The sequence below is a fragment of the Estrella lausannensis genome (assembly GCF_900000175.1).
Taxonomy (GTDB): domain Bacteria; phylum Chlamydiota; class Chlamydiia; order Chlamydiales; family Criblamydiaceae; genus Estrella; species Estrella lausannensis.
The window spans coordinates 106224-123694 of record NZ_CWGJ01000012.1; the positions used below are offsets into that span (position 1 = coordinate 106224).

Annotated in this window: 19 protein-coding genes; 8 read left to right on the forward strand and 11 right to left on the reverse strand. The window is 46.2% G+C overall.

Features of this window, described 5'->3' with window-relative positions; genetic code table 11:
* Positions 1-7: 7 nt before the first annotated feature.
* Entirely contained in the window at positions 8-868 is an 861-nt protein-coding gene (locus ELAC_RS05500; protein ID WP_098038287.1) for an HAD-IIB family hydrolase, read from the reverse strand.
* 321 nt (positions 869-1189) lie between these two features.
* Between ELAC_RS05500 and fliO the strand changes: the two genes are divergently transcribed.
* The 5 genes from fliO to ELAC_RS05520 all read left to right on the forward strand — a co-directional run bounded on the left by fliO (position 1190) and on the right by ELAC_RS05520 (position 4076).
* The gene (gene fliO / locus ELAC_RS05505; protein ID WP_098038288.1) at positions 1190-1747 is read left to right on the forward strand and encodes a flagellar biosynthetic protein FliO; all 558 of its coding nucleotides are present in this window, start codon (positions 1190-1192) and stop codon (positions 1745-1747) included.
* Between the two features lie 462 nt (positions 1748-2209).
* Entirely contained in the window at positions 2210-2392 is a 183-nt protein-coding gene (locus ELAC_RS11615; RefSeq protein WP_143406450.1) for a hypothetical protein, read from the forward strand.
* Between the two features lie 108 nt (positions 2393-2500).
* Positions 2501-2722, forward strand: a complete 222-nt coding sequence (locus ELAC_RS05510) for a carbon storage regulator (RefSeq protein WP_098038289.1) — start codon at positions 2501-2503, stop codon at positions 2720-2722.
* Between the two features lie 180 nt (positions 2723-2902).
* Positions 2903-3370, forward strand: coding sequence for a YbjN domain-containing protein (locus ELAC_RS05515; protein ID WP_098038290.1), 468 nt, complete (start codon positions 2903-2905; stop codon positions 3368-3370).
* A gap of 10 nt (positions 3371-3380) precedes the next feature.
* Positions 3381-4076, forward strand: coding sequence for a putative quorum-sensing-regulated virulence factor (locus ELAC_RS05520; RefSeq protein ID WP_098038291.1), 696 nt, complete (start codon positions 3381-3383; stop codon positions 4074-4076).
* Here ELAC_RS05520 and ELAC_RS05525 read toward each other — a convergent pair.
* The 8 genes from ELAC_RS05525 to tyrS form a co-directional block, all read right to left on the reverse strand.
* The gene (locus tag ELAC_RS05525) at positions 4042-5244 is read right to left on the reverse strand and encodes an F-box protein (protein WP_098038292.1); all 1203 of its coding nucleotides are present in this window, start codon (positions 5242-5244) and stop codon (positions 4042-4044) included. The genes ELAC_RS05520 and ELAC_RS05525 overlap by 35 nt on opposite strands.
* A 491-nt stretch (positions 5245-5735) precedes the next feature.
* Positions 5736-6431 (reverse strand): 7-cyano-7-deazaguanine synthase QueC, encoded by a 696-nt coding sequence (gene queC, locus ELAC_RS05530; RefSeq protein WP_239414391.1) that lies wholly within the window; start codon positions 6429-6431, stop codon positions 5736-5738.
* Complete coding sequence (locus ELAC_RS05535; RefSeq protein ID WP_098038293.1) at positions 6428-8356, reverse strand: ABC transporter ATP-binding protein; 1929 nt, start codon at positions 8354-8356, stop codon at positions 6428-6430. Before ELAC_RS05535 ends, queC begins: the two co-directional genes overlap by 4 nt.
* A complete protein-coding gene (locus ELAC_RS05540) occupies positions 8353-8697 on the reverse strand; it encodes a monothiol bacilliredoxin BrxC family protein (protein WP_098038294.1) in 345 nt (114 codons plus the stop codon). The genes ELAC_RS05535 and ELAC_RS05540 overlap by 4 nt, the downstream gene beginning before the upstream one ends.
* A complete protein-coding gene (locus ELAC_RS05545; RefSeq protein WP_098038295.1) occupies positions 8694-9656 on the reverse strand; it encodes an acetyl-CoA carboxylase carboxyltransferase subunit alpha in 963 nt (320 codons plus the stop codon). The genes ELAC_RS05540 and ELAC_RS05545 overlap by 4 nt, the downstream gene beginning before the upstream one ends.
* 33 nt (positions 9657-9689) lie before the next feature.
* Complete coding sequence (locus ELAC_RS05550; RefSeq protein WP_098038296.1) at positions 9690-10697, reverse strand: L,D-transpeptidase; 1008 nt, start codon at positions 10695-10697, stop codon at positions 9690-9692.
* A gap of 950 nt (positions 10698-11647) precedes the next feature.
* On the reverse strand, positions 11648-11971 hold the full coding sequence (locus ELAC_RS05555; protein ID WP_098038297.1) for an HU family DNA-binding protein: 324 nt from the start codon (positions 11969-11971) through the stop codon (positions 11648-11650).
* A 254-nt stretch (positions 11972-12225) separates the two neighbouring features.
* Positions 12226-13494 (reverse strand): tyrosine--tRNA ligase, encoded by a 1269-nt coding sequence (tyrS, locus tag ELAC_RS05560; RefSeq protein ID WP_098038298.1) that lies wholly within the window; start codon positions 13492-13494, stop codon positions 12226-12228.
* Positions 13495-13791: 297 nt separating this feature from the next.
* Here tyrS and ELAC_RS05565 point away from each other — a divergent pair, with 297 nt between their 5' ends.
* Positions 13792-14133, forward strand: a complete 342-nt coding sequence (locus tag ELAC_RS05565; RefSeq protein ID WP_098038299.1) for a hypothetical protein — start codon at positions 13792-13794, stop codon at positions 14131-14133.
* A 7-nt stretch (positions 14134-14140) separates the two neighbouring features.
* Here ELAC_RS05565 and ELAC_RS05570 read toward each other — a convergent pair whose 3' ends face one another.
* Positions 14141-14896 (reverse strand): Nif3-like dinuclear metal center hexameric protein, encoded by a 756-nt coding sequence (locus tag ELAC_RS05570; protein ID WP_098038300.1) that lies wholly within the window; start codon positions 14894-14896, stop codon positions 14141-14143.
* Positions 14897-15274: 378 nt separating this feature from the next.
* Here ELAC_RS05570 and rpiA point away from each other — a divergent pair, with 378 nt between their 5' ends.
* A complete protein-coding gene (gene rpiA, locus ELAC_RS05575; protein ID WP_098038301.1) occupies positions 15275-15958 on the forward strand; it encodes a ribose 5-phosphate isomerase A in 684 nt (227 codons plus the stop codon).
* 195 nt (positions 15959-16153) lie between these two features.
* Positions 16154-16567, forward strand: a complete 414-nt coding sequence (locus ELAC_RS05580) for a bifunctional nuclease family protein (protein WP_098038302.1) — start codon at positions 16154-16156, stop codon at positions 16565-16567.
* 130 nt (positions 16568-16697) lie between these two features.
* Here the strand turns inward: ELAC_RS05580 and ELAC_RS05585 are convergent, their stop codons facing one another.
* Positions 16698-16976, reverse strand: coding sequence for an HPr family phosphocarrier protein (locus ELAC_RS05585; RefSeq protein WP_098038303.1), 279 nt, complete (start codon positions 16974-16976; stop codon positions 16698-16700).
* Positions 16977-17471 lie beyond the last annotated feature (495 nt).

Here is a 17471-nt window from a genome sequence, read left to right on the forward strand (position 1 = left end):
CGTTATTTCATCCCCATCTCTTTAAGCGTTCAATCGCCTGACTCAGCCCCGTGATAATGCCTGATTTATCTGCCGGTGGGCAGATAATGTCGCTCATCATGAGAAGATCTTTGGGAGCTGTCTCTACAACCACTTTGATGTCAGCTTTTCTTAGCATTGCAAGATCATTCATATCATCGCCGGCGGCGACAACAGGCCTGGCACCCTTCATTTCAACGACAGCATCCACCACATCCCCTTTACTCGTCATTGTCCCCTGGGCGACAAAACTCCCTTTGACTACCGGATCAACGATCACAGGAATATGCAGATGGGCCGCCTTGCTTATTTCATCAGCGATACTCTGAAGTTCATTTTGGCCGCCAAAAAATTTCACTGCGGGGAATGACTCTACAGGAAGGTCTCGAAATGATGCTACCGAAATCCACTCTTCCCCTACACTTTGCGCCCTATCGAGAAGTGTCTTTTCTTGGCACGAAGTGAATAGACTCTCCCGGTAGTAGCAAAGGGAGTTGTTCTCTCTGCCTGTGTAGACAACATAGTCTTGCCTAAAAGGTTCAGCTATTCGATCCAGCAGGGAGAGCATTTCCTTTTCGATATAGTTTTGAAAGAGAACTCTTCTTGAAGGCATCTCCTGAATCAGGGCGCCATTCTGGCAAGAGAATAGGTAGGATCCTTGAAGAAAGGAGAGCGATTTTTCAGCCCATAGATAAGACCTGCCTGTGACAAAAACAAGTTGATGTCCCGAGGCCGCAAGGGCGTTTAAATACGCCGCGACTTCCGGTTCGACAGAGTGGAGAGATGAGGAAATGGTTCCATCGATATCTAAAAAAATATAAGCCGATTTTTCTCCGCTGATCTCACTCATCGCTAACCGATTGATATATACCGAAAGTGTCTCGAACTTTGGCTTTAGGCAACTTCAAAGTTCGAGACACTTTCGACATCCCCCCTTCTTATAGCATAGATAAACGGCGCAGCTTAAGCAATATTTTCGCTGATGCATAGAGGAGAGCATTAGCCTATCTTACTAAAGGTCACTCCCAGCAGAAGGTGTTCATGGCTAAGATACCAACCCGAGACGAAGTCAATTGATTTGACCTGGCTCCGTCTATACCAGCAAAAATTTTGTTCAAACTTATGTTTTGGACGAATAGAATGCGCCTTTAACCCTGAAAAAGGCTGCTCCATGGATAACAAGATAGCTCAAGGTAAACTGCTTCCAAACCTTTTCTTCACTGTTTTACTAAGACCCGCCGTTATCAGGGGGCTCTTGCTGATTTTCACGTGCGCGTTCGCTCAAACGGTTTTTGCAGAAGATGCAATTCCTTCTGCTGAAAAGAAGATCGAGAGTGGCGAAACCCTCAAACAAGCAGAATCTACTCAGCAGCAGGAGCTACTCCCCCCTCTGGCTGAGGAACCGGTCCCTGAAACCAATTTCTACCGAGAATTTTTAAATATGCTGATCACACTGGGATTTCTTCTTGTACTCTTAGTGGGTCTTTCATGGTTCCTAAAACGAATGAACCTGTCGCGCATCCAGATGTCAAATCAAGGCAGCAGCATAAAAATCTTAGACCAGAGATCGATCTCTCAAAAATCAGCGCTCTTTGTAGTTGAATACGCAGGCAAAAAACACCTGCTCGCCGAGTCGGCGACCGGAATTACCCTCATCTCTTCCGATCATTTGCCGCACGAAGAAAGCGAGGCGGTGGAAAGAAAGAAGTTCAGCGACATTCCTCTCTAAGAGATACTCCGCACGCTGAAATAGCATGTTGTATTTTGCTGGAGCCGGTTATACCGAACAACATCTAAAAATTTGATGTTTATCGGTACCTGAAACTGTGTTTCAAATATTATAACCCGTTTCATCAGTGCAGCAAACTGATTTAAGTTTGTGGTAGGTCTCTACGAGGCTGTTAACAGATTCACGTCCTGTTGACTTCAAGGTTCGTTTGACCAAATCTCGACTCTTAAAGGGTTAATATCCGCTCTGGCATAATGACCTCAAAAAGATCGAAAAGCGGTCAAAATAATTCCCAAAACCGACAAAATCCGTTTCCGTTAACAGTCTCTAAGATACCCCGGCACATCGGCAGAATGCCCCCTCAAAATAGGGTCTGGCACACATTGTATTTTCTAAATTCATATTGCATATTTTTAATGTGGTATATAGAATGGCCGCAGCTAAGAAACACCAGAGGAAAATGTGTCTACAGCAGCTTCTAGAAAGATATTCGCGATTTTGACGACTGCAGCACTGGCTATAGCATCTCTTAGCGGTTGCTACCGAATGCCCACCGACGATGACGTCTCATTGATTCCGACAACCAACAATCCCGACGTGACTAGAGACTGCGGCAACTCAATGCTGCCAGGAAATAACTTTTAAGCGAATCACTGCTTGAAGGAGTTATTACTCCACTTTAACTGAACACAAGACCGCAACTAGTGCGAAGAAGATAACATCTTAAAACGCGAACAGAAACCTAGGTGAACTATGCTAGTATTGACCCGCAAATCCGAAGAAAAGATAGTAATCGGTAAGCATGAACAAGACCAAATCGTCATTACTATATTAAAAATTCAAGGTGGAAAAGTTTCCCTGGGAATTGAAGCGAATAAAAAATGGGAAATTTTACGACAGGAACTGATAGAGCCCCGGCAAAAAGAGGCTGCTGCCCCTATGCGCGAGCTTGAAGAGAGCTGCGTTGCCGACTAGACATATTAATTCCTTGGACAAAGCACCCGCAAACCCGTTATCCTTTTACTCTTTGCCTTTCCGCTTAATATGGAAAAGCTCTCTCTCAATTAAACCTTCCGCCTCTTGTACCACTGATAGCAGGGGCACAAGAGCTGGAGCCTTCTTCCCACCCCACGATAAAGCAAGAGAAATACCGCAATGGAACTTACGTACAAAAATCTGGAAAAGCTGATAAAACAGCTTGGCCATCAAGTTTTTTATCAAAAAGAGACCGATCAGCTCGTGCTCACCTTTAAGAAGGATCTCATCGAGTACCCTGTCTTTATACGGATTATCCAGCAACAAACAATCTTGCAAATAGTCCTCTTTCTCCCCTGCAGAGCCGAAGAAGGAACACTTGCCGACACATTAAGACTGCTCAATTTTTTCAACAAAGAGCTTGACCTGCCGGGATTTTGCTATGATGAGCTTTCCAAGCTATTATTTTACAGAGTAGTAATTCCGGCTTTTGATAAAATGGTTGTCTCCGTCATGACGTTGGAGCGAATTTTAGGCTCGCTCCCGGAGATTGCCCACACATTCGGACCTTTAACCCAGCTTGTCGCTTCAGGCACGAAAACCTTCCAGCAGATTCTGGAGGAGTTTGTCAAAACAGGAAGGAAGTAAATAACTACTTATGCGCCCAATCTTTTACGACACTGAAACCACCGGAATCCGACTTGAGGAAGACCGGATCGTCGAAATTGCAGCCTTCGATCCCATACGCAATGAAAGCTTCTGCAGCTTTGTCAATCCCAAACAACCCATTCCCAAGGAAGCAACCAATATCCATAAGATCAGCGATGACATGGTTAGGGATGCACCTGATTTTGCGACCGTGGGTAAAAGCTTTATCGAGTTCTGCTCCGAAGATGCTGTTCTCATCGCCCACAACAACGATGGGTTTGATGTTCACATACTGCGTAATGAACTGAAAAGAAACAACCTGCAGATGCCATCGTGGAAATTTATCGACACCCTGAAATGGGCGAGAAGATACAGGCCAGACCTGCCACGGCACTCCCTACAATTCCTCAGGGAAATTTATGGTATTGAAAAAAACAACGCCCACAGAGCGCTCGACGACGTCGTAGTCCTCTATGAGGTATTTTCACAAATGGTCGATGATCTTTCCTATCAGCAAATCCTGGATCTGATGTCTTTTCAGAAAGCCGTTAAACAAATTACTCATATGCCCTTTGGCAAACACCAGGGACTGCCGCTCGAGAAGGTACCCAAAAGCTATCTCAAATGGCTTAACGAAAGCGGAACGCTGGAAAAGGAGAACAACCTGTCTCTTAAAGACACTCTAGCGAAGATGGGCTTGATCTAAAAGCTACAGGCCTAAACGAGCGCTTACAGGGAAGATTGTAATTCATCCCCGGCAATTTACCGAGTTCCTCCTCCAGGTACCAAAGCTCAGCCTCCCCTATCATCGGCTGCGAAAGTGTGAATCCGCGGATGCATCGATTCATCTTAAACAAGTGCACTAGCGCTTCAGCGGCCCTCTGTCCTACAAAAGACCCTCTTAATTCAAGTCGTCGCATAGGTGAATTCAAAGCCGCTAGCGTAACCTGGGCAATCTCCATAGTGGAGGCGTGTTCCAAACACAGGCTTTTCATACAGGGACGCTCAAGCACTTTAGCCAGTGGTTCAATGCAGGATTCATCAAAATTAAGCTGATCGATCTCAAGATGCTCCAATACCACATTTCCCCCTAATGCTTCTGCCAGCTGTGCAAACTCCTGTGCACCAAACAACAAGTTTTGAAACTTCAATCTTTTGATGTTTTCGCTCGAAGCGAGGCAAAGAAGGATTTCCGGCAAGAGCCTGTTGACTCCTCTCTCGCCCTGTAGTGTCAGCGCTTCAAAGTGGTAGGCGTTCACTTTGAGCCGATGAAAGAAATGTGATTTCAACGGAGAGGGTAAATTTAAATTCATCAGAACGTGCTTGACACCTACCTTGTTCTCCATCGCCTCAAAAAAACAGTCGAGGGAATAAGGAGACATCGACTTGAGTAAATGTTCGCCAATCTCAAAATAACCTTTGGCAAAGCATGACTGAAACTGCCTGATCCATTTGCCGTGCTCCTGCACGATCTTTCGCCGAAGCATTGGTTCAACTCTCGACCCAGAGGCTTGCTGTCTGTCGATGGAAAAGGCAGCCAGTTCCTGGATACCCGCCCTCTCCAATCTGGAATAGACTTGACGCATTAAGCGAGATAATTCTTCCAGGGTAAACCTTCTTTCTACCGAAAATTCAGGCTCTTGCCTGATCCCCAGCCGGGCCAGTACCAGCGCGGCAACCTGATGGTCTCTCTTCAAATACTGCCAGTCATTGCTAACGCGCCAAAACTGCCTGTTGACACGCGATGCTGACAAAAGATCGTGAAGAGGAAGCATCGCAAGAATCAACAACACCACTTCATCAGAAAGTCTGTCAAATGTCTGATTGGGTAAGTCTATACTCGGAGCAGAGCCAGCGAAACCTTGCACATTCATGATATCCTCCTTGATTAAATCAGATCGAATGCTTCAATCGCCACGCACAAATAAAACGAAAGAGAGCATCATATTTTACCGAAAGCGTCTCAAAACTTGGTTCTTGCCAAAAAGCCCCAGCCGATGGCTGCAAGTCACTTAATATTAGAAATATGAGCCAACAAACAATCAGCGAGGCTTTCTCTTTACCAAAAAACAAATTCTGAGTCACTCTCGGTATGGATTAAAGCCGAAGAAGTTAATCCCAAGTGAAAGAGTCCCTCAATGATCCCGAATGCGTCTCACAACCGGTTGTTTGCAAAGTAAAAGCTCATGGAATTCAACGAACGCGCTAATCCATACCCTGCTGATACTGGCAGCTTATCGCCGCTCAGCGCCAGAGCGCTCTTTTTCTGCACCGCAGGATGCGTAAACTAAAAAGACTAATAAACAGTATTTTAGAAATTGTCTTAAAGACGTTAAGGCAATTTTCAGCGGCATATCATACGATTTCAAACTTCGATCTGAAAGGGAAGCGCCACCTTTGGATAAGCTTTAGCAAACTGAAGAAGACTTTGGTTCCTCAGGACACAGGAAGGGCACTTTAGGCAACCTTGCCTGCCAACGCCTTCATAGCATGTGATGGTATTTTCTAAAAGATAGGACAGCACGCTTAGGCTATGGGCAAGCTCTAATGTGGCGAGCTTGGTCAAACGGATCAGAGGTGTATGAATACGGAAGTCATCACTGTCAACGTCCAGACGGATCACCTTTTCCATCAGACCAATATACTCTTGCGAGCAATCGCGGTAACCGCTGTTACCATCTTCCGTCCCTATTACCCCTAAGTCAATGCGGTGAATACCTCGGGAAAAGGCATAGATGGCAGCTAAATGGATGAAAAGGCCATTTCTACCGAGCACCATCGTATTGGGCGGCTCGCCGGCAAGCCCCTTTTTGATTCCGAGGCTTTTATCCGTGAGCGAACTTTGCTGAATCAGGGGAAGGGCCTCGAGAGGAAGAACCTCATGCTCCACCTGAAAAAACAGAGCGATTTTTTTGGCCGCTTCAAGTTCAACTCTGTGACGTTGACCGTAGTCAAAGGAAAGAGAGACAACACGGTCGCAGCCGAACTCCTTGACTGCAAGAGCCAGGCAAATAGAGGAATCCATCCCGCCCGAGTGAACAACCACCGTTTCCTTTTTCACTGAACAGCCACCTCAGTTTGGCGCTTGGTCATCATATTCCACATCGCCCGGAAAGGCTCGCACGTTTGCAGGAGCTCTTCCTTGGTCCCTTTGGCAATCACATGCCCTTCATCCATATAGATAATGCAGTCGGCGTCTTCGATAGTCGATAAACGGTGAGCTATGACAATCTCTGTCACTGTTCCACGCAAAGTTTTTAGGGCTTCCTTGATCTTGTGCTCACTGATCATATCCAGGGAAGATGTTGCCTCGTCCATTACGATAACTGGAGCGTTCTTTAAAAGAGCCCTGGCGATAGTGATTCGCTGCTGCTGGCCTCCGGATAGATCCTTACCAGCCTCTGAAAGCATGGTCTGATAACCATCAGGGAGCCGTGCGATAAACTCATCCGCCTGCGCTTTCTTCGCAGACATTACAACATCCTTGATGTCATGCCCCCTTCCCACCGCAATATTGGATTCTACGGTGTCGATGAACAAGAAAGGTTTCTGCGGCACGACAGAGATCGTTTCCCGAAGCGATTTTTGGGTGTACTCGCCAAGTGGGTGACCGTCGATGAGGATGCTGCCTTGAGTGACATCATATAATCTGGTAAGCAACTGGACAATTGTCGATTTGCCAGCGCCCGTCGGACCTACTATGGCAACCATCTGCCCCTTTTTAACCTCAAAATTAAGTCCTTTAAGGACCCAGTCGGTGTCGCGATACTTAAACCAAACATCCTTAAATACAATCGACTCTTTGAACTCGCTCAAAGTTTTAGCGCCGAAGCTGTCTTCGATGACCGGCTTTTCCTGGATAATCTCAAACAGCCTCTCGGCCGCGGCGACCCCACGCTGGATACGGCTATTTTCTTCCGCAAATTTTTTTACGGGCTCATAAAAAAGATAGAGAAAGCCACAGAAGATCAAAATTTCGGGTACGCTCATCTCCTGGACATAAAGTCCCATCAAAATGGTCGCAGACAAAAAAAGCATGCCGATCGTGTGGACAATGGGCCTGGTCGAGAGATCATAGCGGGCGCTTTTTTTCTCCAGCTCTGCAAGAGCGTCGTTCTGCTCGGTATATTTCCGCTTGGAAAAATCCTCCATGGAAAACATTTTGACCGTTTGGATGCCCGAAATGAAGTCGATCAGGATTGACGAGAAGAGCTCTTGCCTTTTCAGAATCTGATAAGAAACCTTTTTTACCTTACGCGTCAGTAAATAGATCGGAACCGCGATCAGGGGCATGCCAATAAAGATAAATGAACTGAGCTGCCAGGACGTTGCAAAGCAGAGGATGAAAGTGGAAACGATTGTGAGAGGGGTCTGAAGATAATTGGTAATCAGACTGTTGGTCGCCTCAGCGATCACATAGGCGTCTCCGACGGCTCGGTTGGATAAAGTGGCGATGTTATGCTTTTGATAGAAGCTCATGGGAAGAGTCTGAATATGGCTGAAAAATCGCTCTCTCAAAAGACGGCTCGTTTCTATGGCAGCGAGTTTTGTTGTGTAACGGTAGCCAAAAAGCGTCACCGCTTTGAAAAGAGCCACAACCGAGATAAGTCCGGCAAGAAAGAGGATATTGCTACTCAGGTTATCAGGGAGGGGTAAATAGGAGAGAATCTTACTGATGATATCCCCTTTGTTCTCCTTTTTTAGATAGCGCTCGACATCTTCCTTCGTGATGCTTCCTTTGCCATCGGAGTCAATTTCCTGCCATCGCTGCTCAAACTGCACTTTTGTGACAACTTCAGCAGGTGCTTTTTTCCCTCCGCTCTGAGAGAATATCTCAAAAAAATCAGGACCTTTTCTGGCGATGATCCCAAGCGATACCACTTCAAGCTGTGAAGAAATAGTCAAAAATATCATGAAGAAAACGGAGATGGCGACAAGCAGCCTTTGACGCGCTGTGGAGAAGGCTGTAAAGAAGAGTTGTTTCATTGAGGCGGTCTTGGGATGGCTGTTTCTAAAAAGTTTTGTGTGATTTTCGTGTGCGATACACTGAAATAGGGGTTGAAGCGCATGTAAGCGATGCACTGTGGTGACTCGTGCTTTACCTTGGATAACTGCTCAAGACTTTGAGAGGCTTCCTTAGATTCTAAGACATTGATCCTGAAGATAAAAATATTGGGGTCATTCCTGTCTTTCTCCAGTTTTTCCAAAATCTCGTTTGCCGCCACACACAATTCGCATCTTGGGCTATACTTAAAGAAAAGGACAAAAAAGCGCTCACTGAGTCCTATACAGCTTAATACCTCTTCCTTGGAGTAGATTTCTTTCACTTTTTATCCCCCTCATAAAAATAACGGCCTATCGTCCTGAACTTCTGATAGCGTTTCTCGATCAATACCTCGGATGAGATCGATCTTAAGACAGAGGCTTTTTCTACGATGAATTTCTTGATGGAAGCGTAGACCAAGGCCGGATCTTGATGGGCTCCGCCCATCGGCTCGGGGAGGATCTCATCGATAACACCAAACTCGAGTAGGTTCTCTGCATTCAGCTTGAGGGCTCCTGCTGCATCTTTGTTTCGTGACGAGTCCTTCCAGAGAATGGAAGCACACCCTTCCGGTGAGATCACAGAGTAATAGGCATGTTCCATCATTCCCACCACATCTCCTACTCCCATCCCCAGGGCTCCTCCTGAAGAGCCCTCTCCGATAAGGAGAACAATGATCGGTGTTTTAAGGCGTGCCATCTCGCGAAGGTTATAGGCGATAGCAGACCCCTGCCCCCTCTCTTCTGCCTGCAGTCCCGGATAAGCCCCGGGAGTGTCAAGCAAAGTCACAACGGGCATCGAAAACTTCTCGGCAATTTTCATCAACCTGATCGCCTTTCTGAATCCTTCTGGGCTTAACATGCCAAAATTGCGCTTAACCCGGCTTTCGGTATCAAACCCCTTTTCCTGGCCTATGATCACAAAGCTATTGCCCCCGATCTTGGCAATGCCTCCGACAACTGATTGATCGTCGCCATACAGACGGTCGCCGTGCAGTTCATGGAAGGTTTCCGTGATGTTGCTGATGCAATCGATGGAGTGGGGTCTTTGGGGATGCCTGGCTATCAGGACACGCTCCCAGGGAGTCAAATCCGAGTAAACTTTTTTCTTCAGAGTGAGAAGTTTTTGCTCCATCTTCTGTATTTCGGCATTGAAAAGCGGATTGCTTTGATTTTGCTTTTTGAGGTAGTCGATTGCCTTCACATATTCGCTAATCTGCTTTTCATGTGGAAGTATGTCCATCTAATACGCCTGCCTTACCCTTTTATAATAAAATTATTTAGCTTCTTTTCCCGGAAGCTTGGCATCAAAAAAATCTTTGACCAACACCGCATAGGTGGGTTTGGTGATTACGATAGCAAAAAGCTCCTCGACATCGTCCGACGCAAGCCGCACGCAGCCGTCGCTTTCATATTTGCCAATGCACTTTCTATCTTCAGCGAAAACCCCTTTTTCATTGACAGCCCAGGGCGCCCCATGGATTCCAAAGCCTTTGGCCGGCGCTGTTGCCCCGTCTATCTCCTTTTCAAACGGGATCCAGCGTGTGCCAAAGACACGCATCATTTCAATTTTATCACCGTTAAATGTACCTTGCTGCTTCGGTTTGTAGATCGCGACTTTTTCTCCGAGCTTATACGTTCCAAGCGGTGTTAAAAGTCCTGAAGGGTTTTGAGGAGCCACTCTGCCAAGCCCTACATCGTAGTTTTTGATCAGCACCCTCTCATCCAGACCCTTGTCGTAGTAATATAGCCACATTTTCGATCGCGACGTGTCGATCACAAGATAGAATGCGATATCTTTGTCTTTCCTAAACACATTAAAGCGGTCGCCGATTGCCACATCTTGTTTAAAATAGTCCGTTTTACCGTTTAAACTCCGGGCTATGAAGTGGCGGCTGGTCTTATAGTGAGAAGCGTAGTCTGAAATCCACGCAGGCCTGCCCTGCAGCCAATCAACCCGGCTCTTGTAAACGACCGTTTCTACGATCGGTAACTTAGGATCCCCTTTGCGGAAGAGCTCTTCAATCCGGTTTGCTGTCGGAAGCTGTTCGTCCGAACGCCTGGTCTCTTCCTTGATGGTTTCGGGTTTTACAATCTCCGAAGTCGGTGTTTCCTCTCCTGCACCTGAGAGGGAACGCACTTGCTCGCCCAGCTCGATCTCCATAACTTTTGCCGCTTGCAATTCTTGATCGGACTTGTCCTTGGCCTTCTTAAAAACAGCCACGACAGCAATGACTCCAAGCAAGGACACAGCTAAGAAAAAAAACAACTTAGGTAAATTCATGGATCAAAAGACCTATTTAATCGGCGTTATCGCTACCTGCTCTTTACGCTGACGAGAGCTATCACAGCCCTGGCAAGCGAAACAAGGTTCACCGAACCTCTCTTTGAAATGCCATCCCGCGCAAGCCAGCAGGTTTTAGAGACTTTCCACCGAGTGAAATTAGTAAGCTTTACTGCTGAATTAGGCTATAAGCTTCGAGAGAATTTTCAGAATATTAATCCACATTCTGAAAATTCTCTCGAAGCTTATCACCAAATTCGTCAAACGAATCATACGATTTCAGTAGGTGGGCAGTCTCTTAAAACTGCCTACTCTAATGCAGATGCCTCGACTCCCTGGGAGTTGCACCTATCTACTCCGGGCCCAGTATAGACTAAAAGAATAATTCGTCAGCGAAATTTTGCCAAGGACTTCGAGCTGCCCGCGTTGTTTCTTATACGCCTTAAACGGTGAGTCTTCGGATAAAACGCGCCTTTTGTACAAAGGGATTTTTAAATGAGGGAGAGACAGAATAAAAGCGCTAGGAATGGAAACGAGAGAAATGGCTCTTATTTAGGCGCTAAAACTTAAAAAAATTTACTTTATCTAGCGCCAGCACCCAGCCCTATACGCTACAGGCGCAAGGGTAGACAACCATAATTTGGTTGTCTGCCAAATTTTGACAGGCTTTCGGTATAAAGCAATACCCCTTTGCGATCGCTTGACCGCAGGATGTTACTTACTAGCGCTCTGTTTGATACGTTTTAGCCCGCTGCGAAAAGTAAAAGCCCCCGTGGCTGGAACACCGTGCGCGACATAGTATTAAATCAATACAATACCACTTACGATGTTTCACCCACGGGGCTTTTACTTACCTTCTATGACTAAAACTTATCAAACAGAGCACTAGTCTACCCCATCAAAATTTATAGGGTTGGGTACTAGTGGGCTCTACTGATATCAGCTTTGGCTTAGCGCTTGGAATGTGCCGGCTCGGTCTCGATCAGCTTGCGCATCTTCTTGCCGGGAGTGAATTTGACCGCTTGTCTTTCAGGGATGATGATGGGCACTGCAGCATTTTTGGGGTTTCTGCCGATTTTTTGCTTACGCTTGACAACTTCAAAAACTCCAAAGTCTCTGAATTCGAGACGATCTCCGTGAGAGAGACTATTTGTCATTTTATCTAAAAAAGCCTGGATCACATGACGCACATCGCTCGGATGAATCCCCTTCTCCTGCGCTATAGCATTGATCAGTTTTTTCTTAGTCATCGTACTCTTGTTGTCTATTGTCATGGTGTTAGAACTCCTTATCTTGAAGTTTTCAACTTCGTTGCTTGTTTTATTTGAAAATTGATTCGTAAATCTGCCGTGGATCAGGGAAGGCTACAGCCTGTCCCACTCCGGGGACCTTCGCTCAGTCATGAAGCAAAAGGACTCACTTTCCCGCTGGTACTTAGTTACCCTATAATAAACATCAACATTTTCGTTTCAAGCACATTGTTAAATTTGATGTTGAAAAACGGGTGTTTTCGCAGGATTTTGTCCGTTTATGTTTTCATTCGGACCAAGAGTTTTTGCTTTTTTCCTACCTGGATTAAGATGAAGCGCTCCCCGATAAGGTCTGATGCGCTGATCGAAAAATCAACATTGTCAATTTTTTGATTGTTCACGGAAACGCCGCCGCCCTGGATCAGACGTCTGGCAGCACCTTTGCTCTCTTGCAAGCCGGATTGAACGAGTAGATCGATCAATTTTTTCCCAAGCGTTTCCTCCAAGGCAGCTTCCATTGTCGGCATGTCGCCGGAGACTGCTTCCAAAGTTTCAAGAGAGATTTCGGAACCTTTTGCGTATGCCCCCTCGGTGGCGTGGAGGGCTTTCTTCACCCCCTCTTCACCGTGTACGAAACGGGTCACTTCAGCAGCTAAAATTTTCTGAGCGGTGTTCGGCACGTAGTCTTGTGCCCTCATGCTCTCCTCGATGCGCCCTATCTCTGCTACATCTAAAAACGTCAGCATCTTTAAAAGCCGAATAACATCTAAGTCGGGAACGCGGTAGAGATATTGATAAAATTCAAATTCGGAGAGTTTATCCTTCGAAAGCCAGATGGCCCCCTTTTCCGATTTACCGAATTTTTTTCCATCGGAACGGGTAAGCAGAGGAAAAGTCAGACCGGAGACCTGTTTACCCATTTCTTTACGGACAAGTTCTGTACCCTGAGTGATATTTCCCCACTGATCGCTGCCGCCGATCTGGATGGAGACACCCAACGTCTTGGCGAGATGGAGAAAATCGTAGGCCTGCAAAATCTGGTAGCTAAACTCCGTGTAGCTGATCCCTTCTTCGGAATTTAAACGCGCTTTTACAGATTCTTTGGCCAGCATGGAGCTTAAACGAAAATTTTTGCCTACATCGCGCAGGAAGTCTAGAAATGAAAATCCCTGGAACCAGTCGAGATTATTAACTATGATCGGCTTATTAGGAGCGTTGAAATCCAGCAACTTTTCCAAGACAGCTGTGATACCTTTCAGGTTCTCGACGACTTTTTCTTTAGTGAGAAGGTTCCTCTCTTCACTTTTCCCGGAAGGATCACCGATCATCCCAGTTGCTCCTCCGACCAAGACGACCGGAGTGTGGCCCATCTTCTGGAACCAGGCGAGGCCGATCACGGCAACTAAGTTTCCAAGATGGAGAGAGTCGCTTGTGGGATCAAAGCCGCAATACACCTTGCAGGGTGTCTTTACCAGATTTTTAACTTCTTCATGGGTGATAGCGTCGACAAAGCCGCGCTCTTGCAGAAGGTCGATTACAGATTTCATAGCTCATTTCAGTGTTGTCGGGTAAAAGTGCTCCTTATCCTTCTACAGATAGTGTAAGAATGACTCGGAGCGGGGTCTATTCTCGGCTTTAAGTGATTTTCTGTCAAATAAGTACGTTGGAAAATTTCACTGCTTTGCCTAATCGGAAGATTCAGGCCGCGGCCGGTCGCTTGACTATACATAAAACCGCTTCAACTTCAAAATAAATTTATAATATAGTAAAATGGAAGGAGCGGCCCTTGATGTCAAGGAGCGGCGCCCAGTGTGGGAATCGATCTTTTTGTATGGAGATATTATATGGTAGAGAGAGCAAAGGAGAGCAAGGCTGTCCAAAAGGTGAGACGCAAGCTCGAAAAGATCATTGAAACGGAAACCAAGTCCATCACACTGGATTCGCTGAGGGAAATGAGCAGAAATATCCAGAAGTGGATTACGCGCCACCAGGATCAGCGCATCAATCTTCAGGAAAAAAACATTAAAATGTTCGATGAAAATCAGAGCCCGGCTCAAGTTAAGAGCAAGTTTGTCCAGCAGCTGTTGTCACAGCTCCAGGACGATTTTAAAAAGCCCGGCACCTCTCCCCTGCTAAAAGACAGAGTCAAACAATCCAAACCGCCCATCAGCGAGCAAGATCTGTGATGAGAGGCTAAAAAGGGTTATCCTCTTCAACAAAAACACACGGAATTCCTAAGGTCGACTCTAAATGCTTCAGGAGCGCCTTTGGACCGACCCGCTCAGAGGCGTGGTGTCCCATGGCAAAAAAGTTGATTCCGCCTTCCCTAGCCTCATTCCAGGCGGGAAGATCGAAGCTTCCTGTGATAAATGCGTCTATGGATGTTCCCACAGCTTCGTGGAGCATCTTATAGGCGCCTCCTGAGATAATGGCAATCTCCTCTACTGTATCCCTCCCCCCAAACGCCGTATGGGCGGGATGCTGATAGTACTCTTCCAAAGACTTTTTAAACTGGGCGACACTCTCCGGCTTTCTTTTACCTCTGACGCCAATGAACATCTTGTCGTAGCAGCCAAACGGAGTGAGGTCAAACATACCCAAGTCGAGAGCTGCTTTCCAGTTGTTTCCGATACTTGCGTGGGCATCCATCGGCAGGTGATAGGCCAACAAAGAGATCTCATTTTTAAGCAACAGGGAAAGCTTCTCTTTTTTGGAGCCCGTGACCGGATAGGGATCGCGATTCCAAAAGAGGCCATGGTGAACAATCAGCGCCTGGCATTGATGACGCACAGCCTGCTGAATAGTCTCCAAAGTGGCAGAAACTGCAACAGCCACCCTTTCAATATAAGGGCAGCCTTCGACTTGAAGACCGTTCGGACAGGAGTCTTGAAACTGCTGGACGGCATAGAGTTCATTGAGGTGGCAAAGCAGCATCTGCCTGGTTATCATCGCGTTCTCCCTTCAGGCTCAAAAAGCCTTTCATACCGCTAAAATCGTATGATTTGCGTGCTGAATTTTCTTTAAAACGCAGATCCTGTTAATGGATTGGCACCCTGTTGATTTTAAGGATCAATATCAGCTCTCGAATCGGCGAAACCCACATCCATTAACAGTCTCGTAGCTAAACTACCAGCATAGTAATCCACTATTCTGAATTTTTTCGAGGATTATACCGAATGTGTCTCAAAATTTGGTTTTTAGCAAATAAAAAGCCCCATGCCAAATTTTGAGACACATTCGGGATAGCCCAATTTCTATTGGTTTTATTTCCGTCAGTTAGTTCAATGAATCCATGCACATAGCATTCAAACAGCGGAGAGTCCCACCATGGATCAAAAACCAATGGAGATAGCCAAAAGAGCAGCTGGCATCAAGGCCGCAGAATTCATCGAGCCGCACATGACTGTAGGACTTGGAACCGGCTCAACGACAAAGTACTTCATCGAGGCCCTCGCTGAACGATTCAAAAACGGACTCTCATTTCGTTGCGCAGCCACTTCTACCGCTTCCGAAAGTCTCGCAAAATCCCTGGGACTCCCCCTTGTGCCGATTGCGTCGGTGTCGTACTTCGACATCGATGTCGATGGCGCTGATCTGATTGACGATGAGAAGAATATGATCAAGGGAGGCGGTGGCGCGCTGCTTCGTGAGAAGATAATCGCAGGATCCAGCAGGGAAATGATAGTCCTTATCGACTCGACCAAAAGGAAAAAACATTTGGGGGGCTCTTTTTTGCCTGTTGAAATCCTTCCGTTTGGCTCCAATCTCACGATCAATAAGATCGAATCGATGAACCTGCGAGGGGCGATCCGGTTGAGGGAGGGGCGTGTTTACACAACCGATAATGGAAATTTCATCTACGATATTCAGCTTGAAGACCAACTTAGCGATCCCTGGGGCTTGGAACTCTCCCTCCTTAACATTCCCGGCGTGATTGAGACCGGGCTCTTTCTCGGCTACGCCGGAAGGGTCATCATGGGCGAGGAAAATGGCAGTGTCCACATCTACTGATACCGATATACCGAAACCGTCTCAAAACCCCAAAGTTCAAGAGGCTGTCGACATAACTTCGAAGTCACCCACTCACAACTCGCGATAACGAGAGACGAGAAGAGACGCCTCCCCTCCTTTTAGCCATGACAAAAATTTTGCATCCTGTCAATCTTCAGATATCCAGAACCAAGACTTTGTCTTCATGAGGCCCAGATGCTCAGCGAACTAGTCCAGCTCTCCTTTGATAAAATCATGCAAACACGCTCCTACACGGTCGTCATCTTAGGAGCTGAAGGGAAACGATTCGCCATCTACACAGACCCCAGTATCGGTAAAGCTTTGCAAATGTATTTAACCGGCCAGGAAAAGGCAAGGCCCCTCACCCACGATCTGATCGACACCATCTTTCAGGCACTTAAAATTCGCATCAAACAAGTTGTGATATCCGACTTGCAAGACACCGTCTATTTTGCGCGCCTCTATCTGGAGATGCGCCACGAAGATCTCCGCCATATCGTGGAAGTTGACTCAAGGCCGTCAGATTGCATCATCTTAGCCCTCATGAACAATGCGCCCGTGTTTTGCACACGAGACGTTTTAGATAGAACCATTCCGATCGAGGAATAGCTCGCGGCGTCAGTGGTTAAACTGAAATGCTTCATACCGAAAGCACCTCAGAATTTGACATGAGAGCCCTAAGAAAGCCAAACACATTTTAAGACACTTTCGGTATGACTGGGGATTTGTGGGCAATCTCTTAGTAATTGATATGAAATTGCTCACGCGCAAGAGTTTGCAAAGCTAAGACAGCCTCTTCGGCATCATCGCCTTGGGCATTCACCTCTATACGGGCCCCCTTCTCAGCAGCCAGCATCAGAATACCCATAAGTGAACGTCCATTCACCTTGGTCGTTTTATATTTCAGAATAACATCACTTTTAAAGCGGGTGAGACACTTGACTATCTCCGTGGAGGGTCTCGTGTGCAGTCCCCTGGCATTTTGGACTGTGAAAGATCCTTTATATTTTTTTATCATCGGAGATTCCTTCATCATAACCAAACAAAATTCATTGACTGCCTCGCACACGATGGGCGAAAACCATTTTAAATCATTACTTTTCAATCTACCAGAATTATAGAATAACTTACAAAAAAAACAACCCTCCGATTTTTCTTTATAATCTCAAAACCCAGCGACCATAATAAACCGATAGAATTGAAACCCAATAAACTGTCCACAAACTGAAATCGTATGATTTGTTTAAAGAAACTATCTCAAAATTTGGCATAGGGTCTTTATCAAACCTGTCACGCGTGAGGAAAATGCATCATAACTCACTGATTGATTGATGATGTGCTCACCACAAATTGATCTGAGAAGGCAAAGAGCGACATCTGCCTAACCGGTCGCTACTCACTTTCTCATCAATTCCCCGGGATCGCGTTCCGGAGGTGACTGGAATTGAAAGTTGCTTTCGTTAAAAATTGCCCCATTTTCTATACTGAACCGTACTTAAATACTGTCCAAAAA